General features: G+C 56.8%; 14 protein-coding genes. 9 read left to right on the top strand and 5 right to left on the bottom strand.

Going from position 1 to position 16,138, the window contains the following annotated elements; all coding sequences use genetic code 11:
* Positions 1-16: 16 nt before the first annotated feature.
* Complete coding sequence (locus tag GVL50_RS13980) at positions 17-652, top strand: pseudouridine synthase (RefSeq protein WP_159813688.1); 636 nt, start codon at positions 17-19, stop codon at positions 650-652.
* Here the strand turns inward: GVL50_RS13980 and GVL50_RS13975 are convergent.
* On the bottom strand, positions 647-856 hold the full coding sequence (locus tag GVL50_RS13975) for a DUF2788 domain-containing protein (RefSeq protein ID WP_003228500.1): 210 nt from the start codon (positions 854-856) through the stop codon (positions 647-649). The two genes, GVL50_RS13980 and GVL50_RS13975, sit on opposite strands and share 6 nt — an antisense overlap.
* Before the next feature lie 281 nt (positions 857-1,137).
* Positions 1,138-1,617: an Lrp/AsnC family transcriptional regulator gene (locus GVL50_RS13970; protein WP_007909658.1), complete on the bottom strand. Its 480-nt coding sequence runs from the start codon at positions 1,615-1,617 to the stop codon at positions 1,138-1,140.
* Positions 1,618-2,064: 447 nt separating this feature from the next.
* Between GVL50_RS13970 and GVL50_RS13965 the strand changes: the two genes are divergently transcribed.
* Complete coding sequence (locus tag GVL50_RS13965; protein ID WP_159813687.1) at positions 2,065-3,195, top strand: DUF6515 family protein; 1,131 nt, start codon at positions 2,065-2,067, stop codon at positions 3,193-3,195.
* On the opposite strand, the gene GVL50_RS13960 is transcribed toward GVL50_RS13965, so the two are convergent.
* Positions 3,189-4,085 carry a cation diffusion facilitator family transporter gene (locus tag GVL50_RS13960; RefSeq protein WP_159813685.1) on the bottom strand — a complete coding sequence of 299 codons (897 nt, stop codon included), beginning with the start codon at positions 4,083-4,085 and terminating at the stop codon, positions 3,189-3,191. The genes GVL50_RS13965 and GVL50_RS13960 overlap by 7 nt on opposite strands.
* Positions 4,086-4,097: 12 nt before the next feature.
* Positions 4,098-4,517, bottom strand: a complete 420-nt coding sequence (locus tag GVL50_RS13955; protein ID WP_159813683.1) for a polyribonucleotide nucleotidyltransferase — start codon at positions 4,515-4,517, stop codon at positions 4,098-4,100.
* 363 nt (positions 4,518-4,880) lie between these two features.
* Between GVL50_RS13955 and hrpB the strand changes: the two genes are divergently transcribed.
* Complete coding sequence (hrpB, locus tag GVL50_RS13950) at positions 4,881-7,397, top strand: ATP-dependent helicase HrpB (protein ID WP_159813681.1); 2,517 nt, start codon at positions 4,881-4,883, stop codon at positions 7,395-7,397.
* Between the two features lie 44 nt (positions 7,398-7,441).
* On the opposite strand, the gene GVL50_RS13945 is transcribed toward hrpB, so the two are convergent.
* Positions 7,442-8,851 (bottom strand): amino acid permease, encoded by a 1,410-nt coding sequence (locus GVL50_RS13945; RefSeq protein ID WP_159813679.1) that lies wholly within the window; start codon positions 8,849-8,851, stop codon positions 7,442-7,444.
* A 328-nt stretch (positions 8,852-9,179) separates the two neighbouring features.
* On the opposite strand from GVL50_RS13945, the gene GVL50_RS13940 reads away from it, so the two are divergent.
* The 6 genes from GVL50_RS13940 to GVL50_RS13915 all read left to right on the top strand — a co-directional run bounded on the left by GVL50_RS13940 (position 9,180) and on the right by GVL50_RS13915 (position 16,122).
* A complete protein-coding gene (locus tag GVL50_RS13940; RefSeq protein WP_159813677.1) occupies positions 9,180-10,193 on the top strand; it encodes a TauD/TfdA family dioxygenase in 1,014 nt (337 codons plus the stop codon).
* Positions 10,194-10,197: 4 nt separating this feature from the next.
* On the top strand, positions 10,198-11,781 hold the full coding sequence (locus GVL50_RS13935) for a phenylalanine aminomutase (D-beta-phenylalanine forming) (protein WP_159813675.1): 1,584 nt from the start codon (positions 10,198-10,200) through the stop codon (positions 11,779-11,781).
* The gene (locus tag GVL50_RS13930) at positions 11,778-12,920 is read left to right on the top strand and encodes a histidinol-phosphate transaminase (protein ID WP_159813673.1); all 1,143 of its coding nucleotides are present in this window, start codon (positions 11,778-11,780) and stop codon (positions 12,918-12,920) included. The genes GVL50_RS13935 and GVL50_RS13930 overlap by 4 nt, the downstream gene beginning before the upstream one ends.
* 12 nt (positions 12,921-12,932) lie before the next feature.
* Positions 12,933-13,673 (top strand): alanyl-tRNA editing protein, encoded by a 741-nt coding sequence (locus GVL50_RS13925; RefSeq protein WP_159813671.1) that lies wholly within the window; start codon positions 12,933-12,935, stop codon positions 13,671-13,673.
* Entirely contained in the window at positions 13,666-14,598 is a 933-nt protein-coding gene (locus GVL50_RS13920; RefSeq protein ID WP_159813669.1) for a hypothetical protein, read from the top strand. Before GVL50_RS13925 ends, GVL50_RS13920 begins: the two co-directional genes overlap by 8 nt.
* A 141-nt stretch (positions 14,599-14,739) precedes the next feature.
* A complete protein-coding gene (locus GVL50_RS13915) occupies positions 14,740-16,122 on the top strand; it encodes an FAD-binding oxidoreductase (protein WP_159813667.1) in 1,383 nt (460 codons plus the stop codon).
* The last annotated feature ends 16 nt before the right edge of the window (positions 16,123-16,138 follow it).

Here is a 16,138-nt window from a genome sequence, read left to right as displayed (position 1 = left end):
AATGTTTGCTCTCCCTATGTCTCGTCCCCCGCGTCCACCTTCCCGCCGCCCTGGCGCGAAGCCTCAGTCGTCTTCGTCGCGCCGTGTTGCCAAGGCGCCACCGGCCGAGCCGAAACTGATCCTGTTCAACAAACCGTTCGATGTGCTGACGCAATTCAGCGACGGCGAAGGGCGGGCGACGCTCAAGGATTACATTGATGTGCCCGGCATTTACCCGGCCGGACGCCTTGATCGTGACAGCGAAGGCTTGTTGCTGCTGACCAATGACGGCCAGTTGCAGGCGCGCATCGCTGATCCGAAACACAAGTTGGCAAAGACGTATTGGGTACAAGTTGAGGGCGTGCCGACCGCCGAACAGTTGCAGCGTCTGCGTGATGGCGTTGAGTTGAACGACGGCATGACCTTGCCCGCTGAAGCGCGGCAGCTGGACGAGCCTGAGCTGTGGCCGCGCAACCCGCCGGTACGCTTTCGCGCGTCCATTCCGACTTCATGGCTGGAACTGGTGATTCGCGAAGGGCGCAACCGTCAGGTGCGGCGCATGACCGCGGCGGTCGGGCTGCCGACGTTGCGGCTGGTGCGGGTGAAGATTGGTGACTGGACGATCGAAGGGCTCGATCAGGGCCAGTGGAAGGAAGTGCCGGCGCGCTTATAGAGCGCCGGATTCGATCAGGCCGATCACCACACTTTTGATGATGAATGCGGCCACGCCCAGGCCCAGCACGAAGAACAAAATGAACGAACCAAAGCGCCCGGCCTTGGACTTCTTCGCCAGATCCCAGACGATAAAACCCATGAAAATGATCAGGATGCTGACCAGTCCGGTCATCATCCACTCTTCAAATACGGCTGGATCCATTGGGGTTCTCCGGCATGGGCGCGGCTAAAAGGGCGCGGCGAGTATACGCCAAGGTGTGTGAGGTGGCATTGATCTGGGTCTGATCCGAAGCCTTTGCCCTCACCCTAGCCCTCTCCCAGAGGGAGAGGGGACTGACCGAGGGATGCTTGAGAACTACACCGACTTGATCCAGATGTTGTGAATCCATGATCGACCCGATATTTCAGGTCGATGCATGACTTCAGACACCTCGGTCGGCCCCCTCTCCCTCCGGGAGAGGGCTGGGGTGAGGGTGCCCTTGATCAACTACGCAAATGAGTCAGCGGCAATTCAGTGCTGTTGAGCACCTGGTTCAGCACAAAGCTCGAGCGCACGCTGGTCACGCCTTCAATGCGTGTGAGGTGCCCCAGCAACAACTTCTGATAGTGATCCATATCCGGCACCACCACTTTCAACTGGTAATCCGCATCCACACCGGTCACCAGGCTGCACTCCAACACCTGCGGCAATGTGCGAATCGCCGCTTCGAAATTCTCGAAGCGCTCCGGCGTATGCCGATCCATGCCGATCAGCACATAGGCAGTCAAACTCAGCCCAAGCATCTTGCGATCCAGCAACGCGACCTGACGCGAGATATAGCCGTCGTCTTCCAGTTGCTTGACCCGGCGCGAGCAAGGCGAGGGTGACAGACCGATGCGCTCGGCCAACTCCTGGTTGGAGATGCGGGCGTCGCGCTGCAATTCCGCCAAAATGCTCAGGTCGTAACGGTCGAGTTTGCTCATCAATCTGTCCTTGGTTGTAACTATTGCGGCGGATTATCTATCCAGGGTTAAAAATTGCGCAAGTGGTGTTTATTTCAGCAATCTTCGCAATCCTCTGTCGTGGCCTCAGGCCTATTCTTATCACCAGAATCACTGCTCGGTAACACAGTCCACGCGGCCCGCCCTATCCGGCCTGCCGCGGCCGCCACCCCCACCGGGGTTGTGCCGGCCCCCGAGCTGCACACTGTCCAGAAGACGGCGTGAGGTGAGCCGACGTCATAAGCGTCGAGCCAGGACGAAGTTCTCTAAAGGGAGGCCGACGGGTCTCCCTTTTTTCTTGCCTGCGATTTCATCTTGCGGCGCTCAATAAATAAGTTGCGCGACTGATAACCTGTTGCAGAACCGGATGTTCCCGACCCGGTCTTAGTTACAGGCCGCCCTTAATTACAGGCCTCAGTGAGGAAAAGCATGAAGTCGCGCATCTGGCGTCTGGCCGGTGTTGGTGTGTTGTGTGTGAGTGTCAGTGTGCAAGCGCTGGCCGATGATCCAGAGAGCCGCAGCCCGAATGGCGGGCAGCACGGGCAGGGGCATCAAGGCAATAACCAAGGGCATGGCGGCGAGAATCAGCCGCGTCCGCAGAACAATTCGCAGCAAAACCAGGCGCGTCCGCAAAATCAGTCGCCGCAGAATCAACCGCGCCCGCAGAACAACGAAGTCATTCGTGGCGACAACAGCCGCCAGTTCGAACACAACGGCCAGCCGCACAATAACAATGGTCAATGGCAAAACCATGACCAGAACCGGCCAGGCTACAACCCCAACCCGGTGCGCCAGCCGCCACCGCCGCCGCAAATGCCGGCCAACAGTTTGCCGATCCAGTCGCGGCCCGACACCGTGCGCCAGACTCAGGAACCGCGTCAGGGTTACTACCGCGACGAGCGTCCGCAAAATGGTTACAACAACAACCAACATTGGCAGACCAACAACCGGCCCAATGACTACCGGCCTAACGACTACCGGCCTAACGACAATCGCTGGCCGGGACGTCCCGACGGACATGGCAACGGTTGGGGCCCGGGCCCGCAATATCGGCCGGGGCATGTGATCGACCGCTTCCAGGATCGCGACTATCGCGTGCCGTATCGCGGGCAGGATTACTTCTATTCCGGCGGCTACTGGTACCGCCCGCAAGGCCCGCGCTACATCGTCGTGCAACCGCCGCGCGGGATCCGCATTCAGTACTTGCCGGACTATTCGCGAGAAGTGTGGATCGGTGGTTCGCTGCTGTTTCTCGCCGCCGGTTCCTACTACGCCTATCAGGAAGCGACGCAGGATTACGTGGTGGTCGAGCCGCCGGTGCAGCAACAGCCGCAACCACAGCCGCAATCTCAGGGCTATGACGTCGAGGCCTATCCGGCCAACGGTCAGTCGCCAGAGCAAGTGCAGCAGGACGGTTATCAGTGCTATCAGTACGCGGTGCAGCAAAGCGGTTTCGACCCGCGCACCGCGACTTATCAACCGGCGCCCGAAGTGGTTCAGGCGTACCGACAAGCTCAGGGCAATTGCCTGAGCAGTCGCGGTTATCAGGTCAGTTACTGAGCCCTAGCGGCCTGCACCACTTCTTGCGGATCGGCGTGCACCAGCACTTCGGCGCGCGGGTAGGCTTGGTGGATGGCATCGGCGGCTTGATCGCTGATGCCGTGCGCCACTGACAGGGTCAACTCTCCCGGCAATTCCAGGTGCAACTGCACGAACCAGTGGTTGCCGGAGATCCGCGTGCGCAAGTCATGCGCGCCCAGCACCCCCGGCACACTGCACGCGAGTTCGAGCATGTGCTGGCTGACGTCCGTCGGCAGTTCTTCATCCATCAACACCGAAAAACTTTCCCGAGCGATCTGGATCGCGCTCCACAGAATGTACGCAGCAATCCCCAGACCGAACCACGCATCCAGTTGTTCAAACCCGAATCCGGCGAGGATCAGCGCGATCAGAATGCTGCCGTTGAGCAACATGTCCGAGCGATAGTGCAGCGAGTCCGCGCGCACGGCGTTGGAGCCAGTCTGCTTGATCACCCGATGCTGCAACACCAGCAACGCCGCCGTCAGCAGCAGCGAAAACACGATCACACCGATGCTCAGCCATGGCGCGCCAAGCGGCTGCGGATCATGCAACCGTTCGTACGCCTGAAACGCGATCAACACTGCACTGCCACCGATGAACAGCGCCTGCGCCATGCCCGCCAGCGATTCCGCCTTGCCGTGACCATAACGATGATCGTCATCCGCCGGGCGCAGTGCGTAATGCACCGCGAGCAGATTGAGCATCGAGGTGATGCCATCCAGCGCCGAGTCGGTGAGGCCGGCGAGCATGCTCACCGAACCGCTCAGCCACCAGGCGATGGCTTTGGCGACGATCAGCGTGCAGGCAACCGCCACCGAGGCGCGGGTCGCCAGCCTGAGCAGGCGAGCGTGTTCGGGGCTGGAGGTCATTGCGTTTCCTTTTTAAGCGGCAGGTTGCAGGCCGTACATTGCCAGTTGCTGCGTGCTGCCCTTGTGTTGAATCAGGCGCGGGTCATCCAGAGGGAAGTCACGTCCCAACTCGCTTTCGAGAATAGCCTGCAACTTGTGATTATCGACCTGACCGTCCGGGCCGATGGCTTGTTTGAGTTTGGCCGGATCGATCTGCGCGGTGTGGCCCGGTTCGAAATAAATCGCGCCAGTGGCGAAGTCGACGGCAAACGCGATCAGGCCCGGGATGATGTAGAAGAGCAGGCCCACGGCATCGAGCACGGCGATCGCCGGGTCGACTTTGCCGTCAATCTGACCGCGACGATCCGGATAGAAAATCGAACCGCACGCCGTGATTTGCGTGAGCAGGGTGGCGACCAGTACACCGCCGATCAGGCGAAAAGGTAAGCGCATGGGGAAATCTCCTGAGTCATTTGAAAACGAAGCGTAGTCGTCTGGAATTAAGACCCTGACGAACGCCCGGCAGTTCGCCGTTATACTCGGCCTGGCAGTGCGTGCCCACAGTAAATTGCGGCCTCGTCTCACCCCTACCGAAATACGTTGAGGATTGAAGTTGTTTTCTCCAGATCGACACCGCGTGAAGGCTAATGAATCCTGTCGGGGTTCGGCCCTCCGGGCTAAAGCTGTGAGCGCGCCATGCTGCGTTGCGGGACTTGGCAAGGAAACGACCCTTACCTGCGTCCCGCGCCTTGCCTGGCACGCTCACAGCTTTAACGCGACTCGCAATTTACTGTGGGCACGCCCTGGGGAGCCAGCATGAATTCTTTGCCGATCGATGAAGTTTTACCCGCCCTGCGTGAAGCCTTGGCGACTCGCCATGAAGCCGTGCTCGAAGCACCGCCCGGCGCCGGTAAAACCACCCGCGTGCCGTTGGCGTTGCTCAATGAAGCGTGGCTGGCCGGGCAGACCATTCTGATGCTCGAACCGCGCCGCCTCGCCGCGCGTGCCGCCGCAGAACGGCTGGCCAGCGAGTTGGGCGAGAAGGTCGGTGAAACCGTCGGTTATCGCATTCGCCTCGACAGCAAGGTTGGCCCCAATACGCGCATCGAAGTGGTCACCGAAGGCATTCTCACCCGGCGTTTGCAGGATGATCCGGCGCTCGAAGGCGTCGGCCTGCTGATCTTCGACGAATTCCACGAGCGCAGTCTTGATGCCGATCTGGCGCTGGCCTTGAGTCTGAACGGTCGCGAGCTGTTTCGAGCTGAACAGCCGCTGAAGATTCTGCTGATGTCGGCCACCCTCGAAGGTGAGCGTCTGGCCGAGTTGCTCGATGATGCGCCGATCCTGCGCAGCGAAGGCCGCATGTACCCGGTGACGATGCGCTGGGGCCGGCCGTTTCAGCCCGGCGAATACATTGATCAGCGGGTCACGCAAACCGTGCTCGAAGCGCTGCACGATGAAACCGGCAGCGTCTTGGTCTTTCTGCCGGGGCAGGCGGAAATCCGTCGCGTGCATCAACAATTGGTCGACGCGATCGGTGAGCGCAGCGATGTGTTGCTCTGCCCGCTGCACGGCGAACTCGACCTCAATGCGCAACGCGCGGCGATCGATCCGGCGCCGCCCGGTTCGCGCAAAGTGGTGCTGGCGACCAACATTGCCGAAACGAGTCTGACCATCAACGGCGTGCGCGTGGTGATCGATGCCGGACTGGCGCGGGTGCCGCGTTTCGATCCGGGCAGCGGCATGACGCGCCTCGACACTCAGCGGATTTCCAAGGCCAGCGCCACTCAGCGTGCGGGCCGGGCAGGGCGTCTGGAACCGGGTGTTTGTTATCGCTTGTGGTCGCAGGATCAGCACGAACAGCTCGCCGCTTATGGCAGTGCGGAAATTCTTTCGGCGGATCTCGCTAGCCTTGCTTTGCAACTGGGACGTTGGGGCGTGACGCCGGGCGAACTGGTGTGGCTCGACGTTCCGCCAGCGGCGGCATATGCACAGGCGCAGGATTTGCTGCAACGGCTCGGCGCGCTGGAAGGTGAGGCGCTGACGACCCACGGTCAGGCCATGGCTGAGTTGCCGGCGCATCCGCGCATCGGTCATTTGTTGTTGCGCGGTCAGGCGTTGGGTTTGGCCAACATGGCGTGCGATGTGGCTGCGTTGCTCGGCGAGCGCGATATCTTGCGCGGCGCCGGCGCGGATTTGCACAGTCGTCTGGTGCTGCTGTCCGGTGAAGCACGCGCCGCCCGTGGTGCGCAGGGCGGTGTGCAGCGTGCCCGGCAATTGGCGCGGCAATATCGCGGTTATCTGCGCGGCAAAGCGAGCGAGCCGGTCAGCGATCCTGATCATCCGCGCTGGCTCGGTTCGTTGCTGGCGCTGGCCTATCCCGATCGCGTCGCGCAACAGCGGCGTGCCGGTGGCGCCGAATATCGTCTGGCCAATGGTCGTGCGGCGCTGTTTGCGGAAGCCGACAGCCTGATGAAAGAGCCGTGGATCGTCATCGCCGACCTCGGCAGCCGTCAGGGCCAGCGCGAAGAACGGATTTATCTGGCAGCGGATTTCGATCCGGCGCTGTTCGATTCCGTGCTCGCCGAACAAGTGCGCAACGTCGATCAACTGGACTGGGACGAGCGCGAAGGCGTGCTGCGCGCCGAGCGTCAGCGCAAGGTCGGCGAGCTGATTCTCAGCCGTGAACCGCTGACCGGTCTCGACGAAAATGCGCGCAGTCAGGCGCTGGTGAATCTGGTGCGACGCAAAGGTCTGGAGCTGCTGCCGTGGACGCCAGAGTTGCGTCAGTGGCAGGCGCGGGTGGCGCTGTTGCGGCAACTTGATCTGACTAATCAAAACGACAGTCAGTGGCCGGACGTCAGCGATGCAACCTTGCTCAACACCCTCGAAGATTGGCTGATGCCTTATCTGGGCAAGGTCTCGCGACTCAGCCATTTTGCCAATCTGGATCTGTCGAGCATCGTGCGTAATCTGCTGCCATGGCCGCTGCCGCAGAAGCTTGACGAGCTGGCGCCGCATCATCTGAGCGTGCCGTCGGGGTCGTCGATTCGGCTGGACTACAGCGAGTTTCCGCCGATTCTCGCGGTGCGTTTACAGGAACTGTTCGGGCTGGCGGATACGCCACGGATTGCTGGCGGGCGCCAGGTGGTCAAGTTGCATCTGCTGTCGCCAGCACGACGTCCGGTGCAGGTGACGCAGGATCTCGCCAACTTCTGGCGCAGCACTTATGCCGAGGTGAAGAAGGATTTGAAGGGGCGGTATCCGAAGCATTACTGGCCGGATGATCCGTTGGTGGCGGAGGCGACTGCGCGGATCAAGCCGCGCAAGTAAGAGCACTGGCGTGGCTTGATCGGTTTAACCGGTGTTGTTGTGATTCAGGCCTCTCCGTAGAGGCCTTGGGAAACACTGCGTTTGTGCTTGATGCCATAGAAAATCCACATCAACCCGATCCATACGGGAATTGCATACACAGCAATCCTAAAGACGGAATCCATCAACATCACGCCCAATATGAAGACCAGAAATGCCAGGCAGATATAGTTGCCGTAGGGATACCACAACGCCCTGAACAGCGGTATCTGGCGGGTCTTGTTCAAATGTTGCCGAAATTTGAAATGCGACAGACTGATCATCACCCAATTGATCACCAGCGTTGCAACCACCAGTGATAGCAGCAGTTCCAGTGCATATTGCGGGATGATGTAGTTCATCAGTACCGCAAACAGAGTTACGGCCGCCGACGCGAGGATCGAGCGTACGGGAACACCGCGTTTGTCTATTCTGGCCAGGCTTTGCGGCGCATCACCTTGCTCTGCCAGGCCCAACAATATGCGGCTGTTGCAGTAAGTCCCGCTGTTATAGACGGATAGCGCAGCAGTCAGTACCACGAAGTTAAGGATGTGCGCCGCGGTAGCACTGTCGAGCATTGACGACACCATGACGAAAGGGCTGGCACTGTAAGTATCGCCAGACGCGTTTAGTGAAATCAGAAGACTGTCCCAAGGCATCAGTGATAGCAAAACCACAAGTACGCCAATGTAAAAAATCAGAATGCGGTAGATCACCTGGTTGATTGCTTTGGGGATCACGGTGCGCGGGTTGTCGGCCTCGGCCGCAGTGAAGCCGAGCATTTCCAGGCCGCCAAAGGACAGCATTATCACCGCCATGGACATTGCCAGCCCGCCTACCCCGTAGGGGAAAAACCCACCTCGCTCCCACAAATTGCTTACTGCCGCTTGTGGCCCTCCAGTACCGCTGACTAGCAGATAACTGCCCATGGCAATCATGCCTATGACGGCCAGTACCTTGATGATGGCAAACCAGAATTCCGCTTCACCAAACATTTTCACATTGATCAGGTTGATGGCATTGATCAGCACAAAGAAGGCCGCAGCGGATACCCATGTCGGGATCTCTGGCCACCAGTAGTGCACGTTCTTGCCGATGGCGGTCAGTTCCGACATGCCGACCAGGATGTATAGCATCCAGCAGTTCCAGCCCGACAGGAACCCGGCGAATCCGCCCCAGTACTTGTGAGCGAAATGGCTGAAGGAACCCGCTACCGGCTCTTCCACGATCATTTCCCCTAGCTGTCGCATGATCAGGAAGGCGATGAAACCGCAAATCGCATAGCCGAGGATCATTGATGGGCCCGCCGACTTCAGTGCTCCTGCCGAACCCAAAAACAGTCCGGTTCCCACTGCCCCACCCAAGGCGATCAGTTGGATGTGTCGATTTTTCAGGCTGCGCTTCAGCACGCCTGAGCGCGCGTTGAATCCGCTCATTGGAATCGGCTCACGTAAGTTTTGATGAAAAGCGTTACAGAGAGTTTCGCGAGATTACTTTCGCGCTCGTGCCGAAGCGGTTGTTGGCACAGGAATGGTGGGCCGTTTTTTACTGTCATATTTCGTCTCGTCCTTGAAATTATTTTTCATCTATATCAATTGGTTGAGGGCTTTTTATGTCACCAATCGCAATGATTTCTTAATTGATCCTGATTAAAACTATTGGAAGAAACATATTTCTATCTGTTGAATTTGTAAATGGGGAGTGATATCTAATGCATCGCAGACGGAGATGCCGACGATTCCATGGATTTAAGGAGTGATGAAGGTGAAGGGCAGTAATGCAGAAGGAGTATTCGATTTTTCGGCCAGCGGATGCGCTGATCCGGGGCACTATTTTTCTAATGCTGCGCACGACATCCGTGAACGGTTGCTTAATGACGGTGCCGTGATCATTCGCGCCGCTGATCGGTGCAAGGATCCTGGTGAGTTTGAAAAGGCCATTGTCGCTATGGGCTTTGAAACCCGCGATTACGTTGGCGGAAGCTCTCCACGCTCGACCATACAGGGCAAGGTTATGGAGGCGACTCGCACCCCTCCCGACTGGTCCGTCATCCTTCATCAAGAAATGGCCTACGTAAAACGCCCACCCGAGATCATTGCGTTCGTTTGCGTGGAACCGGCCGGAAAAGGCGGCGAATCTGTCATCGGCGACATGCGCAAGCTGGAGCAACTGGTTGATCAAGCGACCTTGAAGCAGCTAACGGATCGCGGACTTAAATTGCGCAGAACCTTACCCAGCGAGGCGCGGGTCGATCTCAAACCGGGCGTCAAAAAAAGCTGGCAAGAGACCTTCTCTAGCGCCAGGAAATCCGAAGCAGAGTTGCTTTGCCGATCGCGTGGGTGGGACTTCGAATGGAACGGCGAAGACCTCGTTCTCTGGCAGGACTGTATTTCCCCGATGCGTCAGCATCCCCTTAAAGACGCAAACATCTGGTGCAATCAAGCGCATTTCTGGGGCGCGGCAGCCATGATCGAATGGGCGCGTATCGATGGTCGAGAGCAGGACGCCAGCGAGCTGATAAACGCGCATCGTAAAACCCCGCTACTGCTGGAAGCCATGTGTTTTGGTAATGGCGAGCCGCTTGCGGAAGACCTCACCTTGGAGCTTTTTCACGCCGTCAGGGGGCTGGAACGAGATGTCGATTTGGCTGAGGGCGATATTTTACTGCTCGATAATTTTCAGTTTGCACATGGTCGGCGCGCCTTTTCGGGCAGCCGGACAATCAACGTGATCATCGCCGATTGGGCGGGTCAACAGTCACACGTAGTTCAGGGATGAAAAAATGACCATTCAGGAAAAGAATTTCACGTCGGATAGCACCTATGTGCTGACCCCCGGTGTCGATGTATGCCTAAAGGATCTGATCCGGTTTGCCCGACCCGGCAAGACAGTAGTCGCATCCCAAGCCACGCGACAAAGGGTTCAGGCATCGAGAGATGCCTTGGAAAACCTCGTTGCGCAGGGGGCGGTCATCTATGGCGTGAATACCGGCATGGGCGGCTTCGTTGACCACCTCGTGCCTATCGAGAAAGCCCACGAGCTTCAATCCAATCTGATTCAGGGCGTATCGACAAACGTCGGTGAGCGATTCCCGGACAGCGTCGCCCGGGCCACAATGTTTGCGCGAATTGTTTCATTATCACGCGGTAACTCGGCGATCTCTCTGGAGAACTTTGATCGGTACATCGCCATCTACAACGCAGGCCTTATCCCTGAAATTCCGAGTAAAGGTTCTCTTGGCACCAGTGGTGATCTGGGGCCATTGGCAGCGGTTGCGCGGATGTTAACCGGTGATGGTTACGCCTATCTTGATGGTGTGCGCATTCCGGCGACACAAGCGCTTGAGCAATTTGGCCTGGCACCGTTACACCTGAGCTACAAAGAAGGGTTGGCACTGATCAATGGCACGTCCTGCATGGTAGCGGTCGCGGCAATGAATGTGGTCGAGTCCCGAGAACTGCTTGAACAATACACCTCGATTTCCGCTTTCTCCTTCGAGGCGTTGCAGGCCCGGGTACGTCCTTTTCATCCTGACGTTCACAAGTTGAAACCGCACTTGGGGCAGCAAAAAATTGCCGAGGCCATTTGGGACGATCTTCAAGGCTCGGAGTTGGCGATTGATGACATTGAACTCTCGTCGCAACTGAGTGCGCTGCGAACTGACGAGGTACGTCAGGAGGCCATGCCCATTGAAGATGCCTACTCGATTCGCTGCACACCCCAGATTCTGGGGCCGGTGCTGGAAACCATCGAGTTCGTCGAGCGCATCGTCACCAACGAACTGAACTCATCCAACGACAATCCGTTGATCACTCCCGAGAATGGTGAGGTTTTTCACAACGGCCACTTTCATGGGCAGTACATTGCCTCGGCCATGGACTACCTGACGATCTCCATGATCACGATGTGCAACCTTTCTGATCGGCGCATAGATCGCTTCCTGACGAAGGCCAACAGCAATGGTCTGCCGTCTTTCCTCTGCGCTGAAAATGGCGGTCTGCGTTTCGGTCTTATGGGTGGGCAGTTCATGTCGGCCTCTCTGACGGCGGAAAACCGATCGCTCGCCACGCCGGTTTCGATCCAGACCCTGACCACCACCGCCGACTTCCAGGACGTGGTTTCGTTTGGTCTTATTGCCGCGCGTCGTGTGGCTGAAGTGTTGCAGAACACGCGGTATGTCATTGCCTTCGAACTGATATGCGCAGCCCAGGCAGCCGATATTCGCGGTTGCACAAAGTTAGGCCAGCAGGGCCGTGCCTGGCATGCCCGAGTGCGTGAACTGATCCCTTATCTGGATCGGGATATTGCGTTGACCGGGTATCTGGAAAGCATCGTTGCCCACATTCTTGGGGGGCACAGTCGATGAGTTCGTCAGGCAACAAGAGCGCAGTGGCAGGCGCTGAGTCGCTGGAAGCGGATTGCCGTAATGCCCGGCTGCACGCTAACGAAAATCCGCTGGGAGCATCGGGTCTGGCACTGCACCTGTGCATGTCGATGCCGTCACTGCTCAGCGAATACCCTGAGGTGACTTACAAGTCGCTTCGCACGGCCATCGGTGAACGTTGGAACGTTGATCCCGAGCGTGTGGTGGTCGGGGCAGGTTCTGATGAGTTGATTGATATTTCATTGCGTAGTTTGTTGCAGGCTGGCAGCCGGATCGTGGCACTGCAGCACAGCTTCAAAATGTACAAAATCAGATCCGAGCTTCTGGGGGCTGACTATAGTGAGATCTTTCCCGCCAGCGGAGAAGGTTACGACACTACACTCAATATTGCCCTTCAAAAGAATCCGGATGTGGTTGTGCTGGTAAACCCGTCGAACCCTTTGGGCGACTATCTCTCTCCATCCGCACTGCTAAAACTTGTTGCTGCCATTCCGGAAAGAACGACGGTCATCATTGATGAAGCGTATGCAGAGTTCGCCCCGGATCGCGAGAACTCGCCTGGCGTGCAGATCGTAAACGCTCGGAAAAACTCGATATGCCTGCGTACGTTTTCAAAGGCGTATGGCATTGCGGGGTTACGTTTGGGTTGGGCTTATGCCAGCGCTGATCTGGTTCCGGTTCTGCAGGCACGGCGCGCGCCATACAACGTCAGCTCATTCTCTGCCCTCGCCGGTGAGTATGCACTTTGGGATGCTGATCATCTGGAAAAGACAGCGACGCATTGCCTTGTGTGGGGGCAGGAGATTGTCAGTCTGTTCCAGGGCTATGGCGTTCAAGCCAGAAGTCGCTATGTCAACTTTGTATTCGTCGAGTTCAACAGCCCCCACGCCTGTAAGTCGTTACATGACTACCTGGCGCGTGAAGGATTTCTGACATCGCCATTGACTGATTATGGCCTTGATAACTGCCTCAGAATCTCGATAGGTAGCCAGGTGCAGATGACCCGTTTGTGCGATGTTCTCAGAAAAGAGCTGGACGCGGTTGAGCGCCAAAAAGGCCCGAGAGATGTGGATGCCCTCAACCATTCGCACAGGCTCCCAACCACACTGAGCGAGAACTGACTCGAGGTAAAAATGAGCGGAACACAGCCTTTATTTCATGAAAATCCGTATCTGAAGCAACTGGAATGTCGAGTCGATCTGCTTGAGCGCGACGATGCCGGTCTTCCTTTTGCACTCCTTGGCGAAACGGTTTTCTACCCGCAGGGAGGCGGCCAGCTCGGAGATCGAGGCGTGTTGCACATTCAGGGGACGAAGGCGGGTGAGACTTTAAAACGGCTGGAAGTTATCGCCACGAAAAAAAGGGATGATCAGATTCGGCATTACCTAAAGGTCGACGATGAAACATTCGCGCTGCTGAGCGAGCCTAAGAATGCACAGCAGGCGACAGCCACTCTCGACTGGTCATTACGCTATCATCAGATGCGTGTTCATTCGGCCATGCATTTGATCCACTGCATGCTTGAGCAAACGCTGGGGCGCTCCATTCAACACCCGGTGCGCTCGCCGCTGAGTGACGACGGAGGGGAAAATCAATACGAGTTTGTCGAAGAGTTCGACGAAGACAGTTTGAGGCAGGCGACTGATGCCCTGAACGAGTTTTGCTCTGCAAGTCATGAGATTCGTACGGAAGCGGATACCAGCCAAGGACAAGGATTTCGTTGGTGGAAATGCGAAAACTGGTCAATCCCTTGCGGGGGAGTTCATGTACGTAATACGCAAGAAATAGGCTTGGTGACTTCCAGTATGAAAATCAAGAAGAACACGACCAGAGTGGTCATCACTCTGTCGGCAGAGGCTGAAGAGCTTGGATAACAAACGAGCGTTTGGTGCGTTTCTCATGCAATTGCGGATTGATGCCGGGCATCTGAAGATTTCGACGTTTCTCGAAGAGGTCAACATCCCGTTTTCGGCCAATTACTACCGTGACGTAGAGGCCGGAAGAAAGTACCTGAGTATCGATGCTGCCGTCGAACTGCATGACCATTTGGATATCGACGCTTCCAGTAAGGTCAGCTTCGATTATTACTGGCATTACTTCAGAGACTTGTTGCCGGCCAATGTCCACGAGATGTTGTTTGGCAAAGGGGTCGAGGTCACGGATCTTTCGTCCAGGCTGGAGCTTCGAGAGCATGATTCGAAGATACTGCGTCGGGCGCTGAGTTTGAGTCGGTATGAGCGTGAGTTCATCATAACCGAGGAAGTCGTCAAGGCATTCGAGGAGAACTTCGAGTTGCTGCCATTGATGACTTATCTCTATATGGTCGACAGTGCGTCCGTTGCGGAGATGCAGTTGGTTTGCCAACAGCTAGGCCTTGCCTACGACGAACGAACTGAAGCGTTTCTGAACCTCGTCTCGAAGGAACGAAGCACCACTGATGACCCTTTTGTTCGTCACGCACCTACGCTGAGAATGCCAAGAACAGCTGATGCGTTGCAGCTAAAGGATATGTTCCTGCGTCATGAAGTGGAACGATCGCTGACCAAACCTGAAAAAAGTGAATATTTTGATGTTTCAGGTTCTTTTAAATACAGCTCGATGGTGACACTCAAAGACGCAGAAATAGAGCAAATTCAGGATCGTCTTGTCGATCTCTTCTCCTTGATCGAAGTGCACAACAAATCCGGCACCCAGCTAGAGGATAAGGATGCTCAACCTTATTTCTTCGGGATGATAGTTTCTGGCCGTCCTGAATACGATGGACGTGGAGCCCGAACCGCCAAAAAAAGCAAAAAGTGAAAACAGAGAAGACGGGAGTCACCGCGTTCTCTGTTCGATGATCTGTGTCAGTCAAACGCTCACAGGAATGCGCGGGTTGGCGCAGTGATGGACCGATAAAAACAAATCTGGCCGTGATCAGTTAGCACAAGGATGAGACTAATGAATGCTTTGGTTGTTGAAAAACTTCGTCTGTTGTTTGGCGAACGCTTGAGGCTTGAAAACAGCATCCGGCAACAATTCTGCCAAGCGCCGCCCGGTATTGAATTGAGCCCGCCCGACGCGGTAATCACCGTTCGAAGTGAAGAAGAAATCATTCAGGTTGTGCGGCTTTGTCACGAACATGGCGTAGCGATGATTCCGGCCGGAGCCCGGTCATCGCTTGAAGGACAAATCAATGCGCCACGTGGTGGAGTGTGTGTCGACTGTTCTGAGATGAACGCGATTCTTAGCATAAACGCGATGGACATGACTGCAACCGTTCAGCCAGGAGTTACCCGCGAACAACTGAACAGTTACTTGCGCGACACTGGTCTGTTTTTTTCAGTTGATCCTGGCGCTAACGCGTCGATGGGCGGAATGGCTGCGACGCGAGCCTCGGGCACCAACTCCGTTCGTTACGGGACGATGGCAGCCAACGTCAAAGCTGCACGCTGGGTCATGGCTGATGGGGCAGTTGCGCAAATAGGCTGTAGAGCACCTAAATCTGCCATGGGCCTGGATTTGCTGGCTATCGCTGTAGGTTCAGAAGGAACCCTCGGTATCTTCAGTGAGCTGGAAGTCAGGTTACACCCTGTGCCTGACACAATTGTCGCGGGCGTCTGCTCGTTTGACTCTGTCGACAACGCCGTACAGACAGTTGCCACTGCACTCGGACAAGGCCTGTCGATTGCTCGAATCGAGTTGTTGGATGTCAACGCTGTCCGCGCGTGCAATGCCTATTCTCCTGCGCTGGATTTGCCGGAGGTACCTCATCTTTTTCTTGAGTTTCACGGGGATAAATCGACGGTCGCCAGCAACGTTGAAATATTCACCGATTGTGCACATGAGTTCGGCGGTCAACTAAAGATCTCTCAACGTGTTGAAGAGCGAACGGCCCTGTGGAAAGCGAGGCATGACGCTTGGTGGGCATTTCACGCGTTCTATAACGGCCGCAAGGGACTGGCCACTGATGTATGTGTGCCGTTGTCATCGCTTAGTGCCTGTATCAGCGCCACTGCTGCAGACATTATCGCTTCCGGGCTCGACGCGCCGCTGATTGGCCATGTCGGCGACGGTAATTTCCACTTGTTGATCATGCTTCAGGAAGGGCAGGACGAGAGTGTGGAGATTCAGGCGTTTCTAAGTCGACTGTCGAGTCGTGCATTGTCGTTCGGCGGGACGGTCAGCGGAGAGCACGGCGTCGGTCAGGGCAAAGTGAAATGGATGTCGGCCCAGCACGGTACGGCGCTGCCGATTATGCGGGCAATCAAAAAGGCCTTGGATCCGGCGAATATCCTCAACCCCGGCAAGATGTATCACCCGCTTACCGTTGATGCTCTGTAAGCGTCGATTTTTCATT

The organism is Pseudomonas sp. 18058 (assembly GCF_902706155.1).
Lineage (GTDB): Bacteria > Pseudomonadota > Gammaproteobacteria > Pseudomonadales > Pseudomonadaceae > Aquipseudomonas > Aquipseudomonas rustica.
The sequence above is the reverse complement of the archived record's forward strand: the minus strand, read 5'-3'. Positions and strand labels throughout refer to the sequence as shown.

What these genes read in the sequence shown, in the direction of transcription:
- GVL50_RS13980 (WP_159813688.1), top strand. Translation starts at nt 17, where the DNA reads ATGTCTCGTCCCCCGCGTCCACCTTCCCGCCGCCCTGGCGCGAAGCCT.
- GVL50_RS13975 (WP_003228500.1), bottom strand. Translation starts at nt 856, where the DNA reads ATGGATCCAGCCGTATTTGAAGAGTGGATGATGACCGGACTGGTCAGC.
- GVL50_RS13970 (WP_007909658.1), bottom strand. Translation starts at nt 1,617, where the DNA reads ATGAGCAAACTCGACCGTTACGACCTGAGCATTTTGGCGGAATTGCAG.
- GVL50_RS13965 (WP_159813687.1), top strand. Translation starts at nt 2,065, where the DNA reads ATGAAGTCGCGCATCTGGCGTCTGGCCGGTGTTGGTGTGTTGTGTGTG.
- GVL50_RS13960 (WP_159813685.1), bottom strand. Translation starts at nt 4,085, where the DNA reads ATGACCTCCAGCCCCGAACACGCTCGCCTGCTCAGGCTGGCGACCCGC.
- GVL50_RS13955 (WP_159813683.1), bottom strand. Translation starts at nt 4,517, where the DNA reads ATGCGCTTACCTTTTCGCCTGATCGGCGGTGTACTGGTCGCCACCCTG.
- hrpB (WP_159813681.1), top strand. Translation starts at nt 4,881, where the DNA reads ATGAATTCTTTGCCGATCGATGAAGTTTTACCCGCCCTGCGTGAAGCC.
- GVL50_RS13945 (WP_159813679.1), bottom strand. Translation starts at nt 8,851, where the DNA reads ATGAGCGGATTCAACGCGCGCTCAGGCGTGCTGAAGCGCAGCCTGAAA.
- GVL50_RS13935 (WP_159813675.1), top strand. Translation starts at nt 10,198, where the DNA reads ATGACCATTCAGGAAAAGAATTTCACGTCGGATAGCACCTATGTGCTG.
- GVL50_RS13930 (WP_159813673.1), top strand. Translation starts at nt 11,778, where the DNA reads ATGAGTTCGTCAGGCAACAAGAGCGCAGTGGCAGGCGCTGAGTCGCTG.
- GVL50_RS13925 (WP_159813671.1), top strand. Translation starts at nt 12,933, where the DNA reads ATGAGCGGAACACAGCCTTTATTTCATGAAAATCCGTATCTGAAGCAA.
- GVL50_RS13915 (WP_159813667.1), top strand. Translation starts at nt 14,740, where the DNA reads ATGAATGCTTTGGTTGTTGAAAAACTTCGTCTGTTGTTTGGCGAACGC.